The sequence below is a fragment of the Actinomadura sp. 9N407 genome, from assembly GCF_044326315.1.
In the GTDB taxonomy this organism is placed as follows: domain Bacteria; phylum Actinomycetota; class Actinomycetes; order Streptosporangiales; family Streptosporangiaceae; genus Spirillospora.
The window spans coordinates 21,983-45,017 of sequence record NZ_JBIRAW010000048.1 but is presented as its reverse complement, the minus strand read 5'-3'; the positions used below and the strand labels follow the sequence as shown (position 1 = coordinate 45,017).

The following is a 23,035-nucleotide window of genomic DNA, read 5'->3' as shown; positions in this document are numbered from 1 at the left end:
GCGGGCTGAGGGCCTCCGCCTGCCGAGGACCGGCCCGGCTCCTGCCGCGGCGTGGCAGGGGTGGCGGGGGTGGCATCGTGGGTCGTTCCAGCCTCGGAGACCGCGCCCTCGGGAGACCCGCCCTGCCCCCGTGGGCCGCTTTTGTCTCGCTCATCACTCGTAGGCATGGAGTGAACGATACGCACTAGTAGCCGCAAACGCAGTGACTTGGGTGCCTTGTGTGACATGCCGCAAGTCACCCCGTGCCCTACCATCTCCCAGTGATAAACGGGATGAGATGCACGCACTGCGGAGCGACCGAGCTTCAGCCCGGATACCTGGAGGACACCGGTCAGGCGTCCAGAGGGTTCGTCCGCTGGGTCGCGGGTCCTCCGGAGATGGGGATCCGCAGGGCCAAGCGCTGGGGAAGGAAGCGGTTCCAGGTGGAGGTCTTCCGCTGTCCCCAGTGCTCGCATCTGGAATCGTTCGCCGTGAACCCCGACTGAGGTGCCCGTCCAAGGATTCCCGGCTGCGGCGCCTACCCCCCGACGACGCCGGTCAACTCGGGGATGCGCGGGCCGTAGCGGGCCAGCAGGGCCTGGTTGGCCTCGTCACCGCCCGGGATGTTGGCACTCGTCCAGCACGGCAGCGTGATCCCGCGCGCCTCGGCTAGGTCGTCCAGCTCGGCCAGCACGCGCGACCATGTGTACGCGCCCAGGATCGTGGAGACCGCCGCCGTACGCGGCGCGCTCGGCGGGTGGAGCACGTCGCCGGGCGGTACCGCCGTGTCGAGCACGATCGTGGCGTGGTCGGCCAGCACCGTGTCCGCGCGGGCGGGGGCGCGCAGTGCCGCCTGCGGAGAGGTCACGGCGATCACGGGGACGCCGCGGGCGGCGCACTCCTGGGCGATCTCGACGGGGTACGGGTTGCGCCCGCTGGTGGAGAACACCACCGCCACGTCAGGCGGGCTGGGAGCCGCTTCCTGGACCAGCGCGCGGCCGAGGCCCTCGCGCCGCTCGGCACGGGTACTGCGCAGCGCGTCCTGCAGCGGCATCACGGCCGGGTCCCACAGCGGCCGGACGGGAGCCAGCCCGCCGGCCCGGTAGAACGTCTCGCACACCATCGCGAGCGAGTGCCCGGCCCCGGCGACGTGCACGATGCCACCGGCCTCGATGGCCGGCAGCAGCAGCGCCGCCGCCTCGGCGATCGCGTCCCCGGATCTGGTGTCGAGCTCGTCGAGCAGGGAGCGGACCCGCTCGGGGTAGGAGGCCGCGGAGACCTCAGGCATCGGTACGGGCCTCCTTCTCCAGGGCCTTCTCCAGCTCGGCGACCATGGCCTCGCGGCCGGCGGCGGCGCGCAGCCGGTCGGCCAGGCCGGCCGACAGCGCCCGGGCCAGTGTGGACAGGGCCGAGACGTGCGCGTCGGCGTCCGGCGTGCAGAACGCCAGCAGCAGATCGACCGGATCGTTGTCGGGATGGCCGAACTCCACCGGCGCCGCCAGCCGCGTCGCGGCCACGCCGACGCCGATCGCGCCGTCCTCGGGCCGCGCGTGCACCAGGGCCAGGCCCTTGGTGAGCACGATGTACGGACCGTTCTGCTCGACGACGCGGACGCAGGCCGCGGGGTATCCCTCCCCCGCGACGCCCATCTCGACCAGCACCTCGGCGGCCGCGATGGTGGCGGCGCGCCAGTCGGCCGCCGCCACCCCGTCGCGCGCTCCGGCAGCCGTCACGCCAGCCACCCCTTCTCGGTCAGGCGCTCGCGCAGCTGGGCCTCCAGTCCCTCCTTGTCGAGGAAGTCGCTGACCGTGATCACGACGGGGGCGAGCTCGGCGATCTCGCTGGTGTGCATCCCCTGGCCGATGATCACGTCGACGGTCATCCCCCGGGCGGTGGACACGTCGGTGTTCTCCACCCGCGCGTCCACGTTCAGGGCGCGCAGCGCGTCCTCGGCGGTCATCTTCAGCATGAGGCTCGATCCCATGCCCACACCGCAGACGGCGAGCACCTCCAGCGTGCGGTCCATTGCCATGTCGTCGCCTCTCTAGTCTCTAGTCTTTGCCGGGAGTCTTTTGTCGGGCTTGTGGTCGGGCTCGATGTCGAGGCTCGTCGTGGGCTCGTTGTCGGGGGCTCGTTGTCGGGTCGCGCTCGTTGTCGGGTTGCCGGGTTTGCTGCCGGGCTCGCGGTGGCGCGGCGCACTCATGCGGTCGGCGGGACGACCGCGCGGCCCGTCCCCCGGAACGTTCCCGGAGGACGGGCGCGCGGGCTCAGGTCCGGTCGCCGCCCGTGCCGGGCTTGGCGTCCTGAGTTCCCTCTTCAGGCTTCTCTGCCCCCTCTTCGGCCCCCACTTCGGCCTCTTGCTCGGCCTTGGCGGCGGCCGCGCGGGCCTCGCGGCGGCCGAGGAGGAGCAGGGTGCCGGCCGTGATGACCAGCGCGACCACCGGAACGGCCCAGATGGAGGCGCCGCCGATGATCGGGTCCACCGCCTTGAGCAGCCAGGCGATGGCGTACCAGTCGGGGTCGGCCAGCGTCGCCAGCTCGGGCGCGGTCTTGTCGAACAGGCTCCAGGTGAGGGCCTGCCCGATGGCCAGCATCAGGCCGGAGATCACGCCGCCGATGATCGCGCCGCGCCAGCCGGCCACCACGTTGCCGAACAGCGCGGCGGCGCCGCCGACGAAGAACAGCATGATCATGGGCGGGGCCAGCGTGAACCAGCCGGCCGCGGCGAAGATGCCCAGGCAGGCCAGGAACACGATGGTGGAGGAGACGAAGCCCATCATCACCGCGGTCGGCGCCACCGGGAACACGGTCGGGGCGTCCAGCGCGGGCCGGGTCCCCGGGATCACCTTGTCGCTGAAGCCCTTGAACGCGGGCACGATCTCGGCCAGGAACATCCGGACACCGAACAGCAGGATCGCGATACCGCCCGCGAAGCGCAGGCCGATCAGCAGCGCCCACACCCAGGGCGACAGCTTCGGGTCCATCTCGGCGGCCAGCGTGCCGACCACCTGGTCGTCGGCGAACGCGACCGCGACCAGCATGATCACCGAGATCACCAGCGCGGTGCTGACGTTGACGTCCTTGAAGAACGACAGCTGCCGGGGCAGCTTGACCTTCTCGGTGTCGTGCTTCTCGCGGTCCCCGAACGGCCGTGCCACGTACCCGGTGACCAGCGCCGCGATCGAGCTGGTGTGCGCGAAGCCGAACCGGTCGTCGGGCATCACCCGGCGCATCAGCGGCCGCATCCACAGCGGCTGCAGCGTCCAGTACGCGGCCACGAACCCGGCGCCGCACAGCACCAGCGTCAGCTGGTCCGAGCCCGGCGCGATGGTGACCAGCGAGGCCACCACCACCGTGCTGATCCAGAACATCAGGTGCCCGGTCAGGTAGAGGTAGCGGGCGGCGGGGAACAGCCGCACGATCGCCACGTGCAGCAGGAACGCCACCGTGATGACCAGCGCGATCGTTCCGCCCTGCTGGTTCAGGAACTCGTTCAGCGTGTGGTCGGCCTTGGGCGGGGTGGTCCCCATCGCGTCGGCCAGCACCGCCTGGAAGCTGGACAGCCCGCCGGTGAAGATCTCCACGCCGATGAACAGGATGACCACGCCGATCGTGGCCCGCAGCGCACCGGCGAGGGTGTCCTCGAACCGCTTGCGCTGCAGCAGCAGCCCGACCAGGGTGATCAACCCGATCAGGATGGGGACCTGGCCGAACACGTTGTCGGCCAGGAAGGTGAGGATGTCCTTGATGATGTCCACGTCAGGTCTCCCTATCCTGCGGGGCACCGGTCCCCGCCGGCGCTGGCGGCGGCCGGGACCGGATCCGTCGGTGCGCCGGTGCCCCCGCCGGCGCGGTTTCGCTTTCGCTGTTGCTTTCGCTGTTGCTGTTGCTGTTGCTGTCGCTGTCGCTGTCGCTGTCGGAACGTGCGGCACGGCCGGCCGTATCGGCGCCCGTGCCCGCCCCCGTGCCCGTCAGCGCGGAACCGGTTTCAGCTCCAGTTCCAGCCGGTAGCGGTCGCCTCTGTAGAGCGACCGCACGTACTCCACCGGAGTGCCCTGCTCACTCCTGGATATCCGCTCGAACAGGAACGCCGGCGCGTGCACCGGTACGCCCAGCACCTCGGCCTCGTCGGCCGTGGTGACGGTCGGCTCGATCGTCTCCCGGCCGGAGGCCAGGATGACGCCGCGTTCCCGCAGCAGGGTGTAGAAGGACCCTCCCTCCAGATCCTCGCGGCGCAGCTTCGGCATCAGCGCCTTGGGGAGGTAGAGCGTCTCGATCGCCATGGTGGTGCCGTCCGCCAGCCGCAGCCGACGAATGGTAAATACCTCTTCCATGGGCGAGACGGCCAGCCGGCGGCCGATCCTGGCACCGGCCGGCTCGGTCCGGAACGACAGCACCCGGCCGCTCGGCTTCATCCCGCGGCGGATCATGTCCTCGGTGAACGAGGACATGGTCAGCGCCACCGCGATGCGTGGTTCGGCCACGTACGTCCCGCTTCCGTGGCGGCGGTCGAGCAGTCCCTGCCCGGCGAGCTCGTCGATCGCCGCACGCAGGGTGGGACGCGAGACGCCCAACTCCTCGGCCAGCCGCCGCTCGGACGGCAGCGCGTCGCCGACGTCCAGATCGTCGAGCATGGCCAGCAGCCTGCGGCGCACCGCCCGCCGTTTCGTGGTCGCGGGCTCGGGTTCGCCGCCGGATCGCACGCCGACCACCTCCCGTTCCACTCGTACCGTCGGTTCGTACCGCCGGTCACCCACACTATGTGCCGGACCTCAAGTGGTCAATACCACTTTGGAACGGTCACTGAAGTCAGGGAAGGCCGGTCACAGTCGGGGAAGGCAGGGTTCAGGAGGGGGCGGCTCAGGTGTACTGCGCCATCGCCTTGCGGATGCGCTTGTCCGATACCGGGTAGCGGGTGCCGATCTGCACGGCGAACAGGCTGACCCGCAGCTCCTCCAGCATCCAGCGGACCTGCCGTACGGCCTCGTCGCCCCGGCGGGCCGGGTGCAGCCGGCGCAGGAACTGCTCGTACTCGGACTCCAGCACCGCGACCTGGTTCATGAGCAGCCGGTCGCGGCCCGGGTTCTCGGGGAGCTTGTCGAGCCGGATCTGCAGCGCGCTCAGGTAGCGGGGCAGATCGGCCAGCCGCTGCCAGCCGGTCTCGGTGACGAATCCGGGATGGATCAGCGCGGCCAGCCGGGCGCGGATGTCGGTCAGCGCCGGGACGAGCACGAGGCTGGCGGTACCGCGCAGCCGCCGGTCGATCTCGTGGGAGGCGGCCAGGATGCGCTCCACCTGCGTGACGATCGCGGCGGTGGTGTCGTGCAGGCCCGCGCGGACGCGGTCGTACAGGGCCTGGAAGCCCGCCTCGTCCCACGCCGGTCCCCCGGCCTCGGCGATCAGCCGGTCGGCGGCCGCCGTCACGCAGTCGTCGAACAGGGCCGCCACCGAACCGTGCGGGTTGTGGCTGAGCGCCAGCTTGCCCTGGTTGGTGAGACGGCCCTGGATGAGCTTGACCGGGGACGGGGCGTTCAGCAGGATCAGCCGCCGCGTCCCGCGCCACATGGCCGCGCGCTGCTCGGCCTCGGTCTCGTACATGCGGACCGCGACGCTGTCGCCCTCGTCGGTCAGCGCCGGATACGCCCTGACCTCGTAGCCGGCCTGTTTCTGCGCGTACGTACGGGGCAGTTCGCCGATCGTCCACTCGCGCAGGCCACCGCGTTCGAGTCCACCGGCCGTGGCCGCCTTGGACAGCGTTCCGCGGACCTTGCCCTTGAGCTTGCGTTTGAGCTCGTCGAGGTCGGTGCCCTCGGCGAGGGTGCGCTTGCGGTCGTCCACCACCCGGAACGTGACGCGCAGGTGCGGGCCGAGGCGGTCCAGGTCCCATGCCTCGCGGGCCACCTGAACGCCGGTCATGTCGCGCAGCTCGCGTTCGAGGGCCTCCAGCAGGGGCTCGGAACGGGGCGAGAGGCGTTCCATGAGCTTGCGGGCGTAGTCGGGGGCCGGGACGAAGTTGACCCGCAGCTGCTTGGGCAGCGAGCGGATCAGCTCGGTGACCAGTTCCTTGCGCAGTCCCGGGACCTGCCACTCGAAGCCGTCGGGCTTGACCTGGTTGAGCACCTGGACGGGGATGTGCACGGTGACGCCGTCGGCGTCGGCGCCGGGCTCGAACTGGTACGTGAGCCGCAGCTTGAGCTGGCCCTGCCGCCAGGCGTCCGGGTAGTCGGATTCGCTGACGTCGCCGGCGCTCTCGTTGATGAGCATCGACTTCTCGAAGCTCAGCAGGTCGGGATCGGTACGGCCCGCCTTCTTCCACCACGAGTCGAAATGCCGTCCGGAGACGATGTCGTCGGGGACGCGCTCGTCGTAGAAGTCGAAGAGCGTCTCGTCGTCCACCATGATGTCGCGGCGCCGGGCGCGGTGCTCCAGCTCCTCGACCTCGTCCAAAAGCGCCCGGTTGTCGTGGAAGAACCGGTGATGGGTCTCCCAGTCGCCCTCGACCAGCGCGTTGCGGATGAACAGTTCGCGCGACAGTTGAGGATCGACACTTCCGTAATTGACGCTGCGCTGCGCGACGATCGGAACGCCGTACAGCGTGACCTTCTCGTACGCCATGACCGCGGCCTGTTTCTTGGACCAGTGCGGCTCGCTGTAGTTGCGCTTGACCAGGTGCCCGGCGAGCGGCTCGACCCACTCGGGCTCGATCTTGGCGTTGATCCGGGCCCAGAGCCGGGACGTCTCGACCAGCTCGGCCGACATCACCCATCGCGGTGGCTTCTTGAACAGCGCCGAGCCGGGGAACAGGGCGAACTTGGCCCCGCGCGCCCCGACGTACTCGTTCAGCTGGCGCCGCCGCTGACCGCCGCCGTCGTCTTTCTTGCCGTCTTTCTTGCCATCCTTCTTCGTATCGGTGTCCATCAGGCCGATATGCGACAGCAGACCGGCGAGCAGTGACACATGGATCCGGTCGGGTGGCGCCTCGGTCGAGTTGGGCGTGACACCGAGCTGCTTGGCGACCTGCTTGAGCTGGGAGTGCAGGTCCTGCCATTCCCGTACGCGCAGGAAATGCAGGAACTCGCTCTTGCACATCCGCCGGAACTGGCTGCCCGACAGCTCGCTCTGCTGCTCGCGCAGGTAGTTCCACAGATTCAGATAGGCGAGGAAGTCCGAGGTCGGATCGGCGAACCGGCGGTGCCGCTCGTCGGCGGCCTGCTGGTTGTCGGCGGGCCGTTCGCGCGGGTCCTGGATCGACAGCGCCGCCGCGATGATCAGAACCTCGCGGACGCAGCCGTTGGCCTCGGCCTCCAGTACCATCCGGCCCAGCCGCGGGTCGACCGGCAGCTGCGCCAGCCGCCGACCCTGCGCGGTCAGCCGCTTGCGCGGATCCTGCTCGGCCGGGTCGATCGCGCCCAGCTCGTGCAGCAGGTCGACGCCGGCCTTGATGTTGCGCCGGTCCGGCGGCTCGACGAACGGGAACGCGGCGATGTCGCCCAGCCCCAGCGCGGTCATCTGCAGGATGACCGAGGCCAGGTTGGTCCGCAGGATCTCCGGCTCGGTGAACTCGGGCCGGGACTCGAAGTCCTCCTCCGAGTACAGCCGGATGCAGATGCCGTCGGAGACCCGCCCGCAGCGGCCCTTGCGCTGGTTGGCCGACGCCTGCGAGACCGCCTCGATCGGCAGCCGCTGCACTTTCAGCCGGTGGCTGTAACGGGATATTCGCGCCGTGCCCGGGTCGATGACGTACTTGATGCCCGGAACGGTCAGGGACGTCTCGGCCACGTTGGTGGCCAGCACGACCCGCCGTCCCCGGTGGGATTGGAAGACCCGGTGCTGCTCGGCCGACGAGAGCCGCGCGTACAGCGGCAGCACCTCGGTGCCCCCACCCCGGCGCCCCTGCAGATGCTTGCCCAGCGCGTCCGCCGTGTCACGGATCTCGCGCTCGCCGCTGAGGAAGACCAGCACATCGCCGGGCGCCTCCAGGGCCAGCTCGTCCACCGCGTCCACGATCGCCTGGATCTGGTCGCGGTCGGGGTCCGCCTTGGGGTCGTCGGGATCGGTGACGGGCCTGTAGCGGACCTCGACCGGGTATGTACGGCCGGACACCTCGACGATCGGCGCGTCGCCGAAGTGCTCGGAGAACCGCTCGGGGTCGATCGTCGCCGAGGTGATGATCACCTTGAGATCGGGCCGCCGGGGCAGGATCTCCCTGATGTAGCCGAGCAGGAAGTCGATGTTGAGGCTGCGCTCGTGCGCCTCGTCGATGATCAGCGTGTCGTAGCGGCGCAGCAGCCGGTCGTTCTGGATCTCGGCCAGCAGGATGCCGTCGGTCATCAGCTTGACCAGAGTGCCGTCGCTGGACTTGTCGGTGAACCGCACCTTGTAGCCGACGGTCTCGCCCAGCTCCGTGCCGAGCTCTTCCGCGATCCGGTCGCCGACCGTACGGGCGGCCAGCCGGCGCGGCTGGGTGTGCCCGATCGTGCCGAGCACGCCCCGTCCCAGCTCCAGGCAGATCTTGGGCAGCTGCGTCGTCTTGCCGGAGCCGGTCTCACCGGCCACGATCACGACCTGGTGATCGCGGATAGCCGCCGCGATGTCGTCCCGCTTCTGGCTGATCGGCAGCTGCTCGGGATAGGTGATCGCCGGAACCGCCGCCCGCCGCCGGGCGACCCGCCGCTCGGCGGTCTCCACCTCGGCGGCGATCTCACCGATCGCCCGCTCGCGCCGCCCGGCGTCGCGCATCTTCTGGATGCCGTCGACGCGCCGGCCGAGCCGGTGCCGGTCCAGCGGCATCAGCTCGGGCAGGCGCGCGCGCAGTTCGGCGAGCGGCGAGGTCACAGGCGTTCCCATACGGTCGAAAGGATAGGTCGCGGGCCATGGTGATCTTGCGGTACGGCCCGGGCGATCACTCCCCGACCTAGGCACGGTAGCCGGACCACCAGGGCGGTGGCGATCCATTTTCCCGCTGAACACAACGTCGCCGGAGGCAACGGCATTCCATCGTCCGCGCCACCCCGTCCACCGTGCGCGACCCCGGCCGATCCCTCATCATGGGCCACCATGGGGACTCCGACCTCGGCGGGACGGCACCGGATCGACCGGCTGCTCGGTTCGGGCGGGTTCGCGTCGGTCTGGCTGGGCCACGACGACGAGCTCGACTCGCCGGTCGCGATCAAGATCCTCGCCGACCACTGGACGCTGCGCGAGGACGTGCGCGAACGGTTCGTCCGCGAGGCCCGGCTGCTCCGCCAGGTCGACTCGCACCGGCTGGTCCAGGTCTTCGACATCGGCGAACTGGACGACGGCCGACCCTACTTCGTGATGACCCATGCCGACCGCGGCAACCTGGAGGAACGGCTCGCCACGGGCGGACTGCCGCTGAACGAGGCGCTGCCGCTGGCCCGGGAGATCGCCGAGGGCGTGCGGGCCCTGCACGAGCGCGGCATCGTGCACCGCGACCTCAAGCCGTCCAACGTCCTGATCCGGTCCACCTCCGACGGCGGCGAGCGGATCATGCTCTCCGACCTGGGCATCGCCCGTACCGATGACCGGCTGTCGAGCCTGACGCTGCCCGCAGGTTCTCCCGGTTACATGGCCCCCGAGCAGGCTCAGATCGACGGCGCCCCGGACCAGCGCTCCGATGTCTACGGACTGGGCGCACTCACGTACCACCTGCTGACAGGCGAGCCACCGGGCGAGAAGCGCTCCCCGCCCAGCCGGCTGCAACCCGCGATCCCGCCGTCGGTGGACGAGATCGTCCTGCGTGCTCTGGAACCCGACCGCGACCGCCGCTGGCCCTCGGCCGCAGCATTCGGCGCCGCACTCGACCGGATCACCAGCAAGATCGACACTGATCCCCAGGCTGGTACCCACCTCACCCCGCGCCGTCCTGGCCGCCCTCGGCGGCGCGCATTGGCTGTCTTCACCGGCGCCGTGGCCGCCATCGCGGTAGCCGTGACCGGGGCCTTCGTGGTGTTGGGCCTCGACAACGGGGGCTCGGGCTCGGGTGCGGCCGCCCCTGGCGCCGCTTCAGGCAACGCCGATCCGCAGGGTCGCTCGCTCCGTACCGGCGCTGGAATCCCGGTGCAGTACCGGGGGCTGATCATCCAGGCGGGCACGTGGTGCGAACTGGACGGCCTCAGCCCTGCGTTGATCGCCGCCATGCTGCGGGCCGAGAGCAGCTTCGACCCGAACCTGTCCGACCCGGCCAAGGACGAATACGGCATCGCCCGCTGGACTCCGAACATCCTGGTGCACTGGCAGCCGGGTGGCCTGGACAACCCCGAGCCGAAGCCGGCGGAGATCACGCCGCAAATGTCGATACCGGCCATGGGCCGCTTTCTTTGCTACTGGGGCAAGGACTTGCGCGGCGTCCCGGGAGATCCGGCGCTCAACCTCGCCGCCATGTATCGGACTTCGTCCAAGACCGTCCGCAAGGCGGGTGGCGTACCGGACGAGTACAAGCCGTACGCGGCAAGGGTCCGCCACTACATCGAGGCGTACAAGCCCCGCTGATGGACGTCGATATTCACCGGCACAGGTATCTGCCATCCACCGGCCGCTGACGGTTGGCCGCCCGGCAGTCAGCGTTTCTCATAACCATGGTGCCGCGATCGACCGGTTGAGGTGAGCGCTCAATCTGGGTGGCGTTTGTTCGGTTGCCGTTCAGTTTGCGTCACGTTGGCTGAGGTGGCCGGTTGAGGAATTGTGATCATCCTTAAGGCCGTCGCGGGCTGAGCTTTTCCGGTGGCGGACGGGCTTTGTCGGTGGCGGGACTTTGTCGCGGTCGCGCGGCCGGGACTTCGTCGCGGTCGCGCGATTGGAACGCATGCCGCCACCCAACCTGGGCCGCCACCTCGCAGATCACCGACCCCTTACCACCGCAACCAACGTGACGCCCACCATCGGGAAGCCGCAGGCGAGGGCTGGCCTTGAAGGCCACCTCAGCCAGCCACCTACAGCACGCCCCAGAGTCGAGACCCGACTACGGCCACAGCAACCGGAACGTGCCGATGGACGACCACCACCGCAAGGGAAATGCCCCAAGTCGGACCATTCTGACATAACACAACCCCACTTTTTCGTCAAGGAAATATTGAGGTGAATACTGCTATCGATCATGCGTTCTAGTAGAATGAAGAGGTGACGGGAGGAGGGATCCAAATGGGGAATGGGAGTGTCGAGTTCGCCGGTGCCGCGACGCCTTGCGAGCGTCCCGCCACCATCCCTTCCGGCCCCCGGCTCGCGGCGTTCCTGGCCGACAACGAATCACTGGATCGGCTGGATGACGCCGAGCTGATCGAGCTGATGGCGGCGTCGCGACGGCAGACCGCCTGGGCCCAGGCCCGCGAACTGGCCGCGATCGCCGAGCTCACCGCACGGCGCGCCATTGAAGATGAGCGGCAGCCCGATCATCGAGTGCTGTCGGCAGGTGAATCCCTGATCGAGGAGATCGCCGCCGCGTTGGCCATCACCGGGAACGCCGCCGCCACCCTCATGTACACCGCCCGCCGGCTCGCCTCCACCCTGACCGGCACCCGCACCGCCCTGGAACAGGGACAAATCGATCTACTCAAGGCCCGGGTGATCTGCGACGCCACGGACGGGATGCCCGACGCCGCCGCCACACAGATCGAGACCGCGCTGCTGGCTCACGCCTCCCACCGGACCACCGGGCAGCTTCGCCGCCGCGCCAAGGTCCTGGCCCGACGGCTCGCTCCAGAGTTGTGTGAAGAACTGGCGGAGAAGGCCACCCGGCAGCGGCGAGTGGAAGTGTGGGACAACGCCACTGGCACCGCCGCCCTGGCCGTCCTCGACATCGCCCCCGAGGACGCCCACGCCATCCACAACAAGCTCACCGCCGCCGCGTCCGCGATCCGTACCGACGGCGACCCCCGCAAACTCGACCAGCTCCGCGCCGACCTGGCCACCCAACTCCTGCGCGGGCATCCGCTCCCCGACGCAGTCGGTTCTGTCCTCACCACACCCCCCGACCCGGCCTCCGCTTCCGCCGGAGTGGACGCCGACGTACGGCACCACGACACCGCGCTCCAAGACGCGCCAAACTTGCCCGGCCAGCCGAGCCCGCCGGATTCGCCGCCGAACTCGGTACTCCGTCGACGGCCCGGACAACGGAACGGCATGGACCAGAGCAGCACGGACCAGAGCCGAGAACACAACGAGCACCGAGACTCGGCCCAGGATCGGGCTATGGACCGAGCACAGGGTCCAGCCCGAGTACAGGGCCGCGAGCGGGATATGGACCGGGCACAGGATCGCGCCCGAGTACATGACCGGGAACGGGAACGGGCACGAGTACGGGGTCGAGACCGGGGTCGAGACCGGGGTCGAGACCGGGACCGGGAACGGGACCGGGACCGGACGCGGGAGCGCGTTGCAGCGGCGATCATCGCCTTGCTGAGTGAAGCCTCTGGCCCCGGCCGCCAGGCATGCCACCCCATCACCGGCGCGATCTCCAGTATGCAGACCCGGGCTGGTCGCCTCCTCTTCCCGCAGGGAAGCCAGAACCAACCTCACCGCTCCGCAGACAGACAACGTGGTGATCCAGCGCCATCGCTGACCCCGGCCAGCATCCATAGACCGCTGGCACGGCAATCTCCAACGTTGAGTCTGGTGGATGCGCTGGCCACTGATGCTCAAGCGCGACTAGCGGAGGTACGGGCGCGACTGCGCGCGACCGAGCGCCTTGCCGACTTGCCCGAGCTGGCTGCCCAGACGGTACGCCAACTGCATCAGAGCTTGATGCCCTATCGCGACACCTGGTGTGAGACCGACGAGCAGGGTCGCCACGGCCACCCCGGCTACCGGCCCCCTGCCGCGCTCCGGCGAGCGATCGGTGCACGCCACACGACCTGCGTCTTCCCCACCTGCAACCGGCACGTCCAGCACTGCGACCTGGACCACACGATCGCCTACGACGCCCACGGCCCCACCTGCGGATGCAACCTGGCGCCCCTGTGCCGCCGTCACCACCGCGCCAAGCAGAGCCCCGGCTGGTCCCTGTTCCAGCCCTGGCCCGGTCTGCTGATCTGGATCACTCCGGCAGGCACCTGGCACATCGTCCAGCCCGAGTAGGGGCCAGTTACTGAAGTTGCAAGTTCAACCTGACCGGGCTGGTCCGCACCTGCGAGAGCAAAGCGATTGGACGGCCATGAACCGGTGCCTCAGGTCGAGTGACAAGCCCTCGACCGCTACTGCCTTCGAGCCCGAGACATCATTGACGGCGGCCCGAGCGGGGGCGGGAGCGGGAGCGGGAGCGGGCTGAGGCTGGTCTCGGTGAGGTCCGGCTATGGGAGGAGGGCGAGCTGCCGGGACTGGGCGATCAGGGTGCCCTCGGAGTCCCAGATGTCGCAGTCTTCTTCGTGGAAGCCGCCGGTGAGGTGCCGGGTGTTGATCTGGCAGGCGAGCCAGCCGGGGGCAGGACGGTTGCGCAGATGGATGGTCAGTTCCACGGTGGCGGAGGGGAGTTCCCCCAGTTCCATGACGGCCGGGTAGGCGGCGTCGGCCAGGAACGGCAGGCTCGCCAGGTCGGGTTCACGGCCGTCGGCGAATCGCATCCAAAAGGTCATGCTGGGTTCACCGCTGGGCTCGCCACGCAGCCAGCCGGGCGGCTGGGTCACGCGGTATTCGACCCGCTCGGCGACGGTGATGCCCGGCAGGACGACGTCGGCCAGCGGGTCAACGAGCTCGTCCGGCGCGGGCAGGTCGGGCATGGGCGCCAGGGACAGGGTGCGGCCGTTGGCCTGGTCGAGGTCGGCGAACGTGGCGATGACGCGCAGGATCTCCTTGCCGTCCTGATGCATCCGGGCCTCGCCGGTGGACGTCCGGCGCCCTTGGCGGGCCGTCTCCACCTGGATCCGGGCTGGTCCGGGTGCCCCGGGCCGGAGAAAGAACGCTGAGGCCACCAGCGGATCGCGGAACTTGGACTGCTGCTGCAGAGCACGGACCGCCACCGCCATCAGGTAGCCACCGTTGGGGTTGCCGCTGGCGGTGTTCCAGCGGTCGGTGAGCTGGGCGGTAAAGGTGTCGACGCCGACCGAGGTGAGCCGGGTGTCCTGGTCGAAGAGATGTTCGGTGATCTGCTGCATGAGGCAGAAGCTACTGAACGGCCGAAAGCGTCCCGGACCTGGGGCGGGCGGACGGCGGGTCACGTCCGCCGCGCGATGGGAATCTCGGCGTCGGCTCCTCCGTCCCTCAGGCACTGCCACTCCGCAGCAACTCGACGATCAAAACACCCGACCGGAGCAGTCCCGCCACCCGCGCCCTTAACAAGTCGCATCGGGTGGCGATTCGGGGTCACCGAGGTGACGTACCGGACTTTGAGGAGCATCGTCGACGGATGTAAAGCCGGGTTCCGGCGCGTGATCAGCAGCGTCCGCCGGGGTGGGGGCAGATTCTCGCTCGAGACGACAAGGCTTGGATAGGGCCACGGCTGATCGTCGACACCTGGCACAGTGAGGCGGAGTGCCTGAAGCAGATCACGAAGTCCGTCCAGGACTCCTGAGCAGAACGGCCGCTGACCCTAGGCGTCCCGGACGTCGAAGCCGCCCGCCTTGATGCGGCCGGAGAGCTTGCGCCATGCCGCCGGTCCGAACGCCAGTACCGGCCCCGCCGGATCCTTGGAGTCACGGAACGCGATCACCGACGCGTGCTCCGCGCAGGCACACTCGACTCCAGTCACCTCGACGCAATCGCCGCCCTCGCCGCTGCTCCGCGCGCTCTTCAGCCACTGCGCAGTGCTGACCTGAGCCACCTCGACGCACTGGCCGCCCTGATCGCCGCTGTGGCTGCTCTTCATCCACTGCGTAGCGGTGAACTGCGCGATCTCGACACAGTCGCCGTACTGATCGCCGCTGTGGCTGCTCTTGCGCCATCGAATATCACTGCTCATGGCTCTCCGATCATCCCTGCGATCATCCGAACGGACTCGTCGGGCGGGAGCGCGTTCGCGCGCAGCAAGTCAAGCCGGAGCCGACACTCCTCGACCTCGTCCGGACGGCCGATGATCTGACCTCCCGCGAAGTTCTCAGAATAGGCCAGGTCGCCATGATCTGGAAGCGAGAACAAGGTCATCGACCCGCTCATGCCTGCGTGCGCTCCAATGGAGAAGGGCAGCATCTGGATAATGATGTCCGGAGACTCGGCTGCCCGCACCAGCCGGGTGCACTGTTCGCGCATGACCTCGACGCCACCCACCCGACGGCGCAGCACGGCCTCCTCAAGAATCACCCAGAGGAACGGCGGGTTATCACGGGTGAGAATCTCCTGGCGGCTCATCCGAGCCGCTACCTGCCGTTCGATCGTCTCGTCGGAGTCACGAACCCGTCCATTCCGGAACTGGGCGCGGGCGTAATCCTCGTTTTGGAGTAGACCCGGTACTGACTGCTGCTCATACTTCAGGATCGAGTCGGCTTCGGCTTCGACCTCCACGAACAGGCGGAACCACTCCAGGTAGGAGCTCTTGATTATGCGCTTCCAGAGACGGTCGAGAGCGCCACCGGTGTTGAGCGCCGTGTCGGCGGCATTGATGAAGTCTGGCTTCGGGGCCCGTCTGCCCGTCTCGATCATCGCGACGAGCGAGGAGGACACGAAGACCCGGCGTGCGAGATGCTCCTGCGTGAGACCTGCCTGTTCACGGTAATAGCGCAGTTCATCCCCCCAATAGGCGAGCGCTGCTCCGCCCGTGACCGTGATGGACGTGAATGGATTCCGGGGTGCCATCTCCGACTCCCTCACCTCGTCGCGACACACTCACAGGGGCGGCCGTGGCCTCACGGCTGGTCCACGTGAGATGTGAATACACACTCAGAGTAAGCACTCGACGTCATTCTGTGGAGCATGACGACGATTTTCGCCTCCGGGCGTCTCTGCGAGGAAGCCACCGAACTGGCCTTCGAGTACGCACCCCGGCGCTTCGCCCTCTGCTGGGTCGACTTCGACGAGGATGACGGCGGGATCCTCTGCTGGGGACTCCAGCTTGCGACCGACACCGCCACCATCTGCAGTGAAAGCGGGCGTACCCTTGGCCGCTTCTCGTCCGCCGAGGACGCCCGCCGATTCTTCGCCCGCAAGGAGGAAGTCCTCCTCATCTGGCTCGACGAAGAGGCCCAGACCGACGAACGTAGACCCGCGCGCTGAGCCTTCTGCTCGTTGACTCGTGGCGTGTTCGCGGTTCGCGGGCCGCTTGAACGGCGAACACGCCACGAGTCAACGGGTCAGGTACGCGGGACCAGGCGTAGGGCTAGGCCGGGGCATGCGGCTACGGCTCGGCGGGCGTCGGGTTCCAGGCGGGTGGGGATCGGCTCCTCTGGGATGACCGGGTAGTTGTGCTCGTCCATCCGGACGAGGCCGCGCAGGACGCCGGCGCAGAGGCCGTGGCCGTCGCAGCGGCTCCAGTCGACCTCCAGGCGGAGCCGGGCCTCGGTCTCGGCGGGGAGAACTCCGAGGACCGGGCGTCCGCAACTGCCGTGGGTCACGTGCCGGGACGCGTCGGCCGCGAAGACCTCCAGTGCCGACAGGACGAACCGGCCCGTACCGTCGGGATGCGAGCAGGCCCCGCGCCCGGCCGCCATCCGGGTGGCGCGGCGGATGGTCTCCTGGGCGGACGCGGCGTCGCGTCCCTCGGCCAGGGCGGCGAACGCTCCGGCGATGTCGGGCAGGCCGAGCCGGCAGGGGCCGCATTGCCCCGCCGACTCGGCGGCCAGGTAGCGGGCGACTCGTGCGCACTCCCCCAGCGGGCAGGTGCGGCGGCCGAGCGGCATGATGATGCCCGCGCCGAGTGTTCCGCCCGCCTCGCGTAGGCCTTGCCGCGAGATGCGGGCCCGGATCGCGGCCTCGCCGGTGATCCAGGCGCCGTGGTAGCCGCCGACCAGGACGCCTTCGGTGGCACGGGCTCCGCACAGGTCCAGCAGGTGGCCGAGTGGTGCCCCGGCCGGTGTCTCTACGACGGCGGGGAAGCGAGCCGAGCCGGTCACGGTCAGCAGTACGGTCCCTGGCTCGGCGGACGTTCCGACTCTGGCGTACCGGCGCGGCCCAAGGCCGGTGAGCACGGCGAGTTGGGCGTACGTCTCGGCGTTGGACAGGAGCGTGGGCAGCCCGTCCACGCCCCGGCTCGCGGCGCGGACCTTGCGGCCTGGCGGGATGGGCCGCTTGCCGTTGATGCCGCGGACGAGCGCGCCGCCCTCCCCGGTGATGAAGCGTTCGGGGAGCCGGACGACGCGGGCCCGGGCCGCCAGGCCGCGTTCGGTGATGGCGGCGTTCATCGAGGCGGCGGACTCCTCGTCGGTGACGCCGATGACGATCTCGCTGGAGCCGAGTGCGGTGGCGGCCAGCGTGGCACCGTCCAGGATCAGGTGCGGGACGCGGTGCAGCAGGACCTTGTCCTTGGCGCTGCCGGGCTCGCCCTCGGTGCCGTTGACGACCACGACCGTACGGCTGCGCCGCCGTACGGCCGCATCGGCGACCGCGCGTACCTTGCGGGCGAACGGGAACGCGGCGCCGCCACGGCCGTGCAGCCGTCCCGCCTCGGCGAGCGCGACGAGCTGGTCGCAGGTCAGGGGGCGTGGAGCAGGGTGGAGGCGGCGGTGCGCGTCCCAGTCGAGGCGTCCGGGGGTCTCCAGGCCGGCGGTCAGCCGGGGTGGGCCGATGTGGCGTACGGCGATCATGGCGCTCGCCTCCGCCGTATCTGGAGGACGAGCCGTACGGCCAGGGCGAGGGCCACGGCGACGAGGGAAGCGAGGTAGGCCATTCGGACGTAGCCGGGCGGGGTGCGCCCGACGGTGAGGCCGTGGCCGATCGCCAAAGGCCACGCCGCGTACGCGGTCAGGTGCAGGGCCCGCCACAGCCACGGACGGCGCGCCGGAGCGAACCGGCCGCGCGCGATGCCGCTGGCGACCGCGACGATCAGCAGGTAGAACGCCAGCGAGCCGGTGTGGATCGGCAGGAACGCATCGGTGAGGCCCACTCTGTGCCGCAGCAGCTGGGTGCCCAAGTGCAGCACGAGCATCGTGACGGCGGTGAACGCGGCGGCGCGGTGCATGGCCTGGGCGCGGACGCGGGCGCGCGAGGACATGACGGTACGGTCCGCCGCGAGCAGTCCGATCATGATCGACAGAGTCAGTGCCACCAGGGCGAAGACACCACAGTAGAAGTCGAGAAACCTTCCGGTGGTGGCGAGGGCCTGGACCGCCCAGCCGAGCGAGATCGCCATCCCGAGGAGCAGCCCGGCCGCAGCGGGGAGTGCGGCCCTGTACAGGACTGCCTTCCCGCTCGGTCGCCTGCGCCGGCGCCGCCCTGTGACGGCCGGAGGGCCCGTACCGACGCCGAAGCCCAGCGTCATCTCATGCGGCGGCCTCCTCCCCGCGTGGGGGGAGGCCGCGGATGGACGGTCGGGATCCATCGCCCGGCGGCACCGGCCTCTCGGAATCGTCGCTGGCGGTTCCTGTGGCCTCTACGATGCGCTCTGCGTCCCGGCGGTTCGGCGACAATCCCCTAGCCACGGCCGCTTCCGGTCGCCGACCGCCGGTCCCAGGCGCCCGAGGCCGCTGCCTCCTTGACATAGGCGGCGAACGGGCGGGGCTCACGGCCGAGGGCGCGGCGGACGCCGTCGCTCAGCGGCTCGCCGGTGCCCTTGGCGATGCCGTCCAGCAGACCGGCGATCGCGGCGGCGATCCCGTTCGGCAGGCCCTGCGCCTCCAGGAGCGCGGTGAACTCCCAGGCTTCCAGCGGCGTGTAGCGCAGCTCCCGGCCGGCCGCCTCAGCGATCATGGCGACGGCCGTACGGAACGACAGCGCCTCGGGCCCCGACAGCTCGTAGATCTCGCCGGCGTGGCCGTCGCCGGTGAGCGCGGCGACCGCGACATCCGCGATGTCATCGGCGTCGACGAACGCCTCCCGGCCCTCGCCGGTCGGAAGCGCGAGCTCTCCCGCGACCAGCGGTTCATGGAACAGGTCCTCGCTGAAGTTCTGCGCGAACCAGGCGGGACGCAGGATCGTCCACTCGGCACCCGATTCGCGGACGGCGCGTTCGGCCGGGAGCTGGCTCGGGGACGGGCCGTCCGCGCCGCGCGCCGAGAGCAGGACCAGCCGCTGGACGCCGGCCTGCACGGCCTCCCGGACGAACTCCGCCACGACGTCGTCCTCAACGGACTCGATCATCGGGACCAGGTAGGCGACGCCCGCTCCCTCCAGAGCGGGTGCCCAGGTCGTTCCGTCGTGCGTTCCATCGGATATGCGGGCATGTTCTCGTGCGTGGACTCGGTCATGTGAAGATCACATCAGGGGCGAGCGAGACGATCCATGGCCGTACGTCTTGTCCGCATGTGAGATCGTCTCTGCGATGGATCTTCTGGACGATCACCTCGCGAGTGTGCGGGCCCAGGGCGCGGTCTTCTGCCGTTCGGTGGCCGATCCCCCGTGGGCCCTGCGTTTCGCGGCGCCCGCGCCGCTCACCCTCGGCACGATGCTGCGCGGTGAGGCCTGGATCACGCCCGAGGGCGGAGAACCTCTGCATCTGCGGGAGGGGACATCCTCCTGGTGCGCGACACCCGGCCGTTCACCGCCGGCGACCACCCGGAGACCGGAGTGCAGGTCGTGGTGGAATCGGACGAGGCCTGCTGGGGGACGGCGGACGGGCCCGCCACGGCAGGCCGAGACTTCGTCCTCGGGCCGCGCTTGTACGGGTTCGCGCCCGGCGGCTCGGACATGCTGGTCACGGCCGAGTACCCCATGCGGGGCGACGTGTCCGACCGGTTGCTGCACGCGCTGCCGGGCCTGGCACTGATCCCGAGAGAGCCCGCGTTCGGTCCCCTGCTGGATCTGCTGGTCACCGAAATGGATCTCGAGGAGCCGGGCCGGCAGGTCGTCCTCGACCGGCTGCTGGACCTGCTGCTGGTCCGGGTGCTGCGCGCGTGGTTCGCCCGTCCCGAGGCGGACCCGCCGGTCGGCTACCGCGCGCTCGCCGACCCACGGATCGGGCACGCCCTGCGGCTGCTGCACCAGTGGCCCGCCCGGCCGTGGACCGTGGCGGCGCTGGCCGCCGAGGCGGGCATGTCGCGGGCCGTGTTCGCGCGGCGCTTCACGGCGCTGGTGGGCCGGCCGCCGCTCGGCTACCTCACCGAGTGGCGGATGGCCCTGGCCGCCGACCTGCTGCGCGAACCCGGGGCCGGCGTCGCGGCGGTGGCGCGACGGGTCGGGTACGCCGACGGGTTCGCGTTCAGCAGCGCCTTCAAGCGGGTCCGCGGTGAGACTCCCAGCGCACTCCTCCGTACGGCTCGCGCGAATCGACTCGCACCGTAGACAGCCCAGGGGCCGGGGCCTGGGCCAGCAGGTCCTTCACGACGGCCCGTGCACGTCAGCTCGCGCCATACACCGGCTCGGGGGCGGGGGCCTGGGAGAGCAGGTCCTTGACCACGGCGCCGACGTCGGCGGTGTCCCAGCGGGCGCCCTTGTCGACGGCGGGGCCGTGCCGGAAGGCGTCCATGACGCAGATCTTGCCGCCCTCGGCCTCGAAGACCCGGCCGGTGATGCCGGCAGAGTCGGCCGAGCCGAGCCAGACGACCAGGGGCGAGACGTTCTCCGGGGCCATGGCGTCGAACTCGCCCTCGGCGGGCGCGGCCATGGTCTGCGCGAAGACCTCCTCGGTCATCCGGGTCCGGGCGGCGGGCGCGATCGCGTTGACGGTGACGCCGTACCGGCCCAGCTCGGCGGAGGCGACCAGGGACAGGCCGACGATCCCGGCCTTGGCGGCGGAGTAGTTGCCCTGGCCGACGCTGCCGAGCAGGCCGGCGCCGGACGAGGTGTTGATCACGCGGGCGTCCACGGGACGGCCCGCCTTGCTCTCGGCGCGCCAGTACTGGCCGGCGTGCTTGAGCGGCAGGAAGTGCCCCTTGAGGTGGACCCGCATGACCGCGTCCCACTCGTCCTCGGACAGGTTGATCAGCATCCGGTCGCGCAGGAAGCCGGCGTTGTTGACCAGGACGTCCAGGCGGCCGAACGTCTCGACGGCGGTGGCGATCAGGGCGGCGGCGCCCTCCTCGGTGGCGATGTCGTGCGGGCTGGCCACGGCCTGGCCGCCGAGGGCCTCGATCTCCTCGACGACGTCCTGGGCGGGGCCGCCGGAGGCGTTCCCCGAGCCGTCCCGGGCGACGCCCAGGTCGTTGACGACGACCTTGGCGCCCTGGCGGGCGAACTCCAGCGCGTGCGCGCGGCCGAGGCCACGGCCGGCTCCGGTGACGACGACGACGCGGTCCTTGCAGATCACTTGTGTCCTCCGTGTTGGCGGTGTTCGTGGTGCCGGCAGTGCCGTTGGCGGGTGCTCTTGGCAGTGTGGTCGGCGGGTGCTGCCGGCGGGTGAACTTGACAGTGGCGGTTCTTGCGGGCTCTGCTACGGTCTGTTCTAACAAATGTTTGGTGGAAAGGTAGCGCATGGGAATCTCCACCACGACCCGCCCCGGCGGGGTCGCCGAGATCGTGGTCGACGCGCCGCCGGTCAACGCGCTGACCGTGCAGGGCTGGTACGACCTGGCCGACGCGGTCACCGCGGCCGGCCGTGATCCCGAGGTCGGGGCGGTCGTGCTCCGCTCGGAGGGCCGCGGCTTCAACGCGGGCGTCGACATCAAGGAGATGCAGTCCTCCGAGGGCCACACCGCTCTGGTGGGGGCCAACCGGGGCTGCTACGCGGCGTTCGCCGCCGTCTACGACTGCGAGGTCCCGGTCGTCGCGGCCGTGAACGGGTTCTGCCTGGGCGGCGGCATCGGCCTGGTGGGCAACGCCGACATCGTCGTGGCCGCCGAGGACGCCTACTTCGGGCTGCCCGAGGTCGACCGCGGCGCGCTCGGCGCCGCGACCCATCTGGCCCGGCTCGTCCCGCAGCATCTGATGCGTGCGATGGTCTACACGTGCCGCAACGTCACCGCCGCGGAGCTGCACCACCACGGCTCGGTGCTGGAGGTGGTACCGGCCGACGAGCTGCGCGACAAGGCGCTGGAGGTGGCGGGGAACATCGCCGCCAAGGACCGGTACGTGATCCGCCGCGCCAAGGAGTCGCTGAACGGGATCGACCCGGTCGACGTCAAGCGCAGCTACCGGTTCGAGCAGGGCCTCACGTACGAACTCAACCTGGTCGGCGCGGGCGACGAGCACCGCGACGCCTTCGTCCGGCAGGGAGGAGGCCGATGAGCGCCAAGGTCCAGAGCATCGACGAGATCGTCGGCTCGCTGGAGAGCGGGATGACCATCGGGATCGGCGGCTGGGGGTCGCGGCGCAAGCCGATGGCCCTCGTCCGGGCGATCCTGCGGTCGGATCTGACGGATCTGACCGTGATCTCCTACGGCGGGCCCGACGTGGGCCTGCTGTGCGCGTACGGCAAGGTCAGCCGGGTCATCGCCCCGTTCGTCACGCTCGACTCGGTACCGCTGGAGCCGCACTTCCGCGCCGCGCGCCGGGACGGCACGGTGACGTTCACCGAGTACGACGAGGGCATGTTCATGTTCGGGCTGTACGCGGCGGCCCACCGGCTGCCGTTCCTGCCCACCCCGGCGGGGCTCGGCTCGGACGTGCTGAAGGTCAACCCGCAGCTCAAGACCGTACGGTCCCCGTACGAGGGCGGCGAGGAGCTGATCGCGGTACCGCCGCTGACCATGGACGTGTCACTGATCCACATGAACCGCGCCGACGTCCGCGGCAACGCCCAGTACCTCGGGCTCGACCCGTACATGGACGACCTGTTCGCCAAGGCCGCCGAGCGCACCTACGTCTCGTGCGAGCGCCTGGTCGACACCGCCGACCTGATGAAGGAGGGACCCGTGCAGTCCCTGCTGATCAGCCGGTCGCACGTGACCGGCGTGGTGGAGACGCCCGGCGGCGCGCACTTCACCGCCTGCGAGCCCGACCACGATCGGGACGAGGCGTTCCAGAAGCACTACGTCAAGGCGGCCGGGGACCCCGAGCAGTGGGCGGCCTTCCGTGACCGCTTCCTGTCCGGCGACGAGGCCGCGTACCAGCAGGCCGTCCGGGACTTCCGGGAGGAGAGCCGATGAGT

Annotated in this window: 20 protein-coding genes and 1 pseudogene; 8 read left to right on the top strand and 13 right to left on the bottom strand. The window is 70.1% G+C overall.

Features of this window, described 5'->3' with window-relative positions:
• The first annotated feature begins 272 nt into the window (after positions 1-272).
• A complete protein-coding gene (locus ACH34Q_RS43560; protein WP_395989108.1) occupies positions 273-485 on the top strand; it encodes a hypothetical protein in 213 nt (70 codons plus the stop codon).
• Between the two features lie 32 nt (positions 486-517).
• On the opposite strand, the gene ACH34Q_RS43555 is transcribed toward ACH34Q_RS43560, so the two are convergent.
• The 6 genes from ACH34Q_RS43555 to hrpA form a co-directional block, all read right to left on the bottom strand.
• Positions 518-1,267: a sugar isomerase domain-containing protein gene (locus ACH34Q_RS43555; RefSeq protein ID WP_395989107.1), complete on the bottom strand. Its 750-nt coding sequence runs from the start codon at positions 1,265-1,267 to the stop codon at positions 518-520.
• Positions 1,260-1,712, bottom strand: coding sequence for a PTS sugar transporter subunit IIA (locus tag ACH34Q_RS43550; RefSeq protein WP_395989106.1), 453 nt, complete (start codon positions 1,710-1,712; stop codon positions 1,260-1,262). The genes ACH34Q_RS43555 and ACH34Q_RS43550 overlap by 8 nt, the downstream gene beginning before the upstream one ends.
• A complete protein-coding gene (locus ACH34Q_RS43545; protein WP_395989105.1) occupies positions 1,709-2,011 on the bottom strand; it encodes a PTS sugar transporter subunit IIB in 303 nt (100 codons plus the stop codon). Before ACH34Q_RS43545 ends, ACH34Q_RS43550 begins: the two co-directional genes overlap by 4 nt.
• A gap of 235 nt (positions 2,012-2,246) precedes the next feature.
• Entirely contained in the window at positions 2,247-3,737 is a 1,491-nt protein-coding gene (locus tag ACH34Q_RS43540) for a PTS ascorbate transporter subunit IIC (protein WP_395989104.1), read from the bottom strand.
• Positions 3,738-3,950: 213 nt separating this feature from the next.
• Positions 3,951-4,682 (bottom strand): GntR family transcriptional regulator, encoded by a 732-nt coding sequence (locus ACH34Q_RS43535; RefSeq protein ID WP_395989103.1) that lies wholly within the window; start codon positions 4,680-4,682, stop codon positions 3,951-3,953.
• 157 nt (positions 4,683-4,839) lie between these two features.
• The gene (gene hrpA, locus ACH34Q_RS43530) at positions 4,840-8,826 is read right to left on the bottom strand and encodes an ATP-dependent RNA helicase HrpA (protein ID WP_395989102.1); all 3,987 of its coding nucleotides are present in this window, start codon (positions 8,824-8,826) and stop codon (positions 4,840-4,842) included.
• A gap of 210 nt (positions 8,827-9,036) precedes the next feature.
• Here hrpA and ACH34Q_RS43525 point away from each other — a divergent pair, with 210 nt between their 5' ends.
• Positions 9,037-10,491: a serine/threonine-protein kinase gene (locus ACH34Q_RS43525; protein ID WP_395989101.1), complete on the top strand. Its 1,455-nt coding sequence runs from the start codon at positions 9,037-9,039 to the stop codon at positions 10,489-10,491.
• A gap of 648 nt (positions 10,492-11,139) precedes the next feature.
• Positions 11,140-13,071, top strand: a complete 1,932-nt coding sequence (locus ACH34Q_RS43520) for a DUF222 domain-containing protein (protein ID WP_395989100.1) — start codon at positions 11,140-11,142, stop codon at positions 13,069-13,071.
• Between the two features lie 212 nt (positions 13,072-13,283).
• Here ACH34Q_RS43520 and ACH34Q_RS43515 read toward each other — a convergent pair whose 3' ends face one another.
• From ACH34Q_RS43515 to ACH34Q_RS43505, 3 genes are all read right to left on the bottom strand, one after another.
• On the bottom strand, positions 13,284-14,084 hold the full coding sequence (locus tag ACH34Q_RS43515) for a thioesterase family protein (RefSeq protein ID WP_395989099.1): 801 nt from the start codon (positions 14,082-14,084) through the stop codon (positions 13,284-13,286).
• Positions 14,085-14,518: 434 nt separating this feature from the next.
• Positions 14,519-14,887, bottom strand: a complete 369-nt coding sequence (locus ACH34Q_RS43510; protein WP_395989098.1) for a DUF397 domain-containing protein — start codon at positions 14,885-14,887, stop codon at positions 14,519-14,521.
• Positions 14,884-15,717: a Scr1 family TA system antitoxin-like transcriptional regulator gene (locus ACH34Q_RS43505; RefSeq protein ID WP_395989097.1), complete on the bottom strand. Its 834-nt coding sequence runs from the start codon at positions 15,715-15,717 to the stop codon at positions 14,884-14,886. Before ACH34Q_RS43505 ends, ACH34Q_RS43510 begins: the two co-directional genes overlap by 4 nt.
• Before the next feature lie 117 nt (positions 15,718-15,834).
• Here ACH34Q_RS43505 and ACH34Q_RS43500 point away from each other — a divergent pair, with 117 nt between their 5' ends.
• Positions 15,835-16,134, top strand: coding sequence for a hypothetical protein (locus tag ACH34Q_RS43500; RefSeq protein WP_395989096.1), 300 nt, complete (start codon positions 15,835-15,837; stop codon positions 16,132-16,134).
• A gap of 77 nt (positions 16,135-16,211) precedes the next feature.
• On the opposite strand, the gene ACH34Q_RS43495 is transcribed toward ACH34Q_RS43500, so the two are convergent.
• From ACH34Q_RS43495 to ACH34Q_RS43485, 3 genes are all read right to left on the bottom strand, one after another.
• Entirely contained in the window at positions 16,212-17,660 is a 1,449-nt protein-coding gene (locus ACH34Q_RS43495) for an NADH-ubiquinone oxidoreductase-F iron-sulfur binding region domain-containing protein (RefSeq protein WP_395989095.1), read from the bottom strand.
• Complete coding sequence (locus ACH34Q_RS43490) at positions 17,657-18,334, bottom strand: hypothetical protein (RefSeq protein WP_395989094.1); 678 nt, start codon at positions 18,332-18,334, stop codon at positions 17,657-17,659. Before ACH34Q_RS43490 ends, ACH34Q_RS43495 begins: the two co-directional genes overlap by 4 nt.
• 152 nt (positions 18,335-18,486) lie before the next feature.
• Positions 18,487-19,227, bottom strand: a complete 741-nt coding sequence (locus ACH34Q_RS43485) for an NAD(P)H-binding protein (RefSeq protein WP_395989131.1) — start codon at positions 19,225-19,227, stop codon at positions 18,487-18,489.
• On the opposite strand from ACH34Q_RS43485, the pseudogene ACH34Q_RS43480 reads away from it, so the two are divergent.
• Both ACH34Q_RS43480 and ACH34Q_RS43475 read left to right on the top strand, forming a co-directional pair.
• Positions 19,226-19,854 (top strand): annotated as a pseudogene (locus tag ACH34Q_RS43480) (cupin domain-containing protein); the annotation flags it as partial. The gene ACH34Q_RS43485 and the pseudogene ACH34Q_RS43480 overlap by 2 nt on opposite strands.
• Positions 19,828-20,292: a helix-turn-helix transcriptional regulator gene (locus ACH34Q_RS43475; RefSeq protein WP_395989130.1), complete on the top strand. Its 465-nt coding sequence runs from the start codon at positions 19,828-19,830 to the stop codon at positions 20,290-20,292. The pseudogene ACH34Q_RS43480 and the gene ACH34Q_RS43475, both read left to right, overlap by 27 nt.
• Positions 20,293-20,347: 55 nt before the next feature.
• Here the strand turns inward: ACH34Q_RS43475 and ACH34Q_RS43470 are convergent, their stop codons facing one another.
• A complete protein-coding gene (locus ACH34Q_RS43470; RefSeq protein ID WP_395989093.1) occupies positions 20,348-21,256 on the bottom strand; it encodes an SDR family oxidoreductase in 909 nt (302 codons plus the stop codon).
• A 164-nt stretch (positions 21,257-21,420) separates the two neighbouring features.
• Here ACH34Q_RS43470 and ACH34Q_RS43465 point away from each other — a divergent pair, with 164 nt between their 5' ends.
• Together ACH34Q_RS43465 and ACH34Q_RS43460 are read left to right on the top strand one after the other, a co-directional pair.
• The gene (locus ACH34Q_RS43465) at positions 21,421-22,173 is read left to right on the top strand and encodes an enoyl-CoA hydratase family protein (protein WP_395989092.1); all 753 of its coding nucleotides are present in this window, start codon (positions 21,421-21,423) and stop codon (positions 22,171-22,173) included.
• On the top strand, positions 22,170-23,033 hold the full coding sequence (locus ACH34Q_RS43460) for a CoA transferase subunit A (RefSeq protein WP_395989091.1): 864 nt from the start codon (positions 22,170-22,172) through the stop codon (positions 23,031-23,033). Before ACH34Q_RS43465 ends, ACH34Q_RS43460 begins: the two co-directional genes overlap by 4 nt.
• Positions 23,034-23,035 lie beyond the last annotated feature (2 nt).

Coding starts and splice junctions, on each gene's coding strand:
- ACH34Q_RS43490 (WP_395989094.1), bottom strand. CDS start 18,334: ATGACGCTGGGCTTCGGCGTCGGTACGGGCCCTCCGGCCGTCACAGGG.
- ACH34Q_RS43505 (WP_395989097.1), bottom strand. CDS start 15,717: ATGGCACCCCGGAATCCATTCACGTCCATCACGGTCACGGGCGGAGCA.
- ACH34Q_RS43545 (WP_395989105.1), bottom strand. CDS start 2,011: ATGGCAATGGACCGCACGCTGGAGGTGCTCGCCGTCTGCGGTGTGGGC.
- ACH34Q_RS43475 (WP_395989130.1), top strand. CDS start 19,828: ATGGATCTCGAGGAGCCGGGCCGGCAGGTCGTCCTCGACCGGCTGCTG.
- ACH34Q_RS43520 (WP_395989100.1), top strand. CDS start 11,140: ATGGGGAATGGGAGTGTCGAGTTCGCCGGTGCCGCGACGCCTTGCGAG.
- ACH34Q_RS43515 (WP_395989099.1), bottom strand. CDS start 14,084: ATGCAGCAGATCACCGAACATCTCTTCGACCAGGACACCCGGCTCACC.
- hrpA (WP_395989102.1), bottom strand. CDS start 8,826: ATGGGAACGCCTGTGACCTCGCCGCTCGCCGAACTGCGCGCGCGCCTG.
- ACH34Q_RS43465 (WP_395989092.1), top strand. CDS start 21,421: ATGGGAATCTCCACCACGACCCGCCCCGGCGGGGTCGCCGAGATCGTG.
- ACH34Q_RS43495 (WP_395989095.1), bottom strand. CDS start 17,660: ATGATCGCCGTACGCCACATCGGCCCACCCCGGCTGACCGCCGGCCTG.
- ACH34Q_RS43500 (WP_395989096.1), top strand. CDS start 15,835: ATGACGACGATTTTCGCCTCCGGGCGTCTCTGCGAGGAAGCCACCGAA.
- ACH34Q_RS43555 (WP_395989107.1), bottom strand. CDS start 1,267: ATGCCTGAGGTCTCCGCGGCCTCCTACCCCGAGCGGGTCCGCTCCCTG.
- ACH34Q_RS43510 (WP_395989098.1), bottom strand. CDS start 14,887: ATGAGCAGTGATATTCGATGGCGCAAGAGCAGCCACAGCGGCGATCAG.
- ACH34Q_RS43560 (WP_395989108.1), top strand. CDS start 273: ATGAGATGCACGCACTGCGGAGCGACCGAGCTTCAGCCCGGATACCTG.
- ACH34Q_RS43460 (WP_395989091.1), top strand. CDS start 22,170: ATGAGCGCCAAGGTCCAGAGCATCGACGAGATCGTCGGCTCGCTGGAG.
- ACH34Q_RS43525 (WP_395989101.1), top strand. CDS start 9,037: ATGGGGACTCCGACCTCGGCGGGACGGCACCGGATCGACCGGCTGCTC.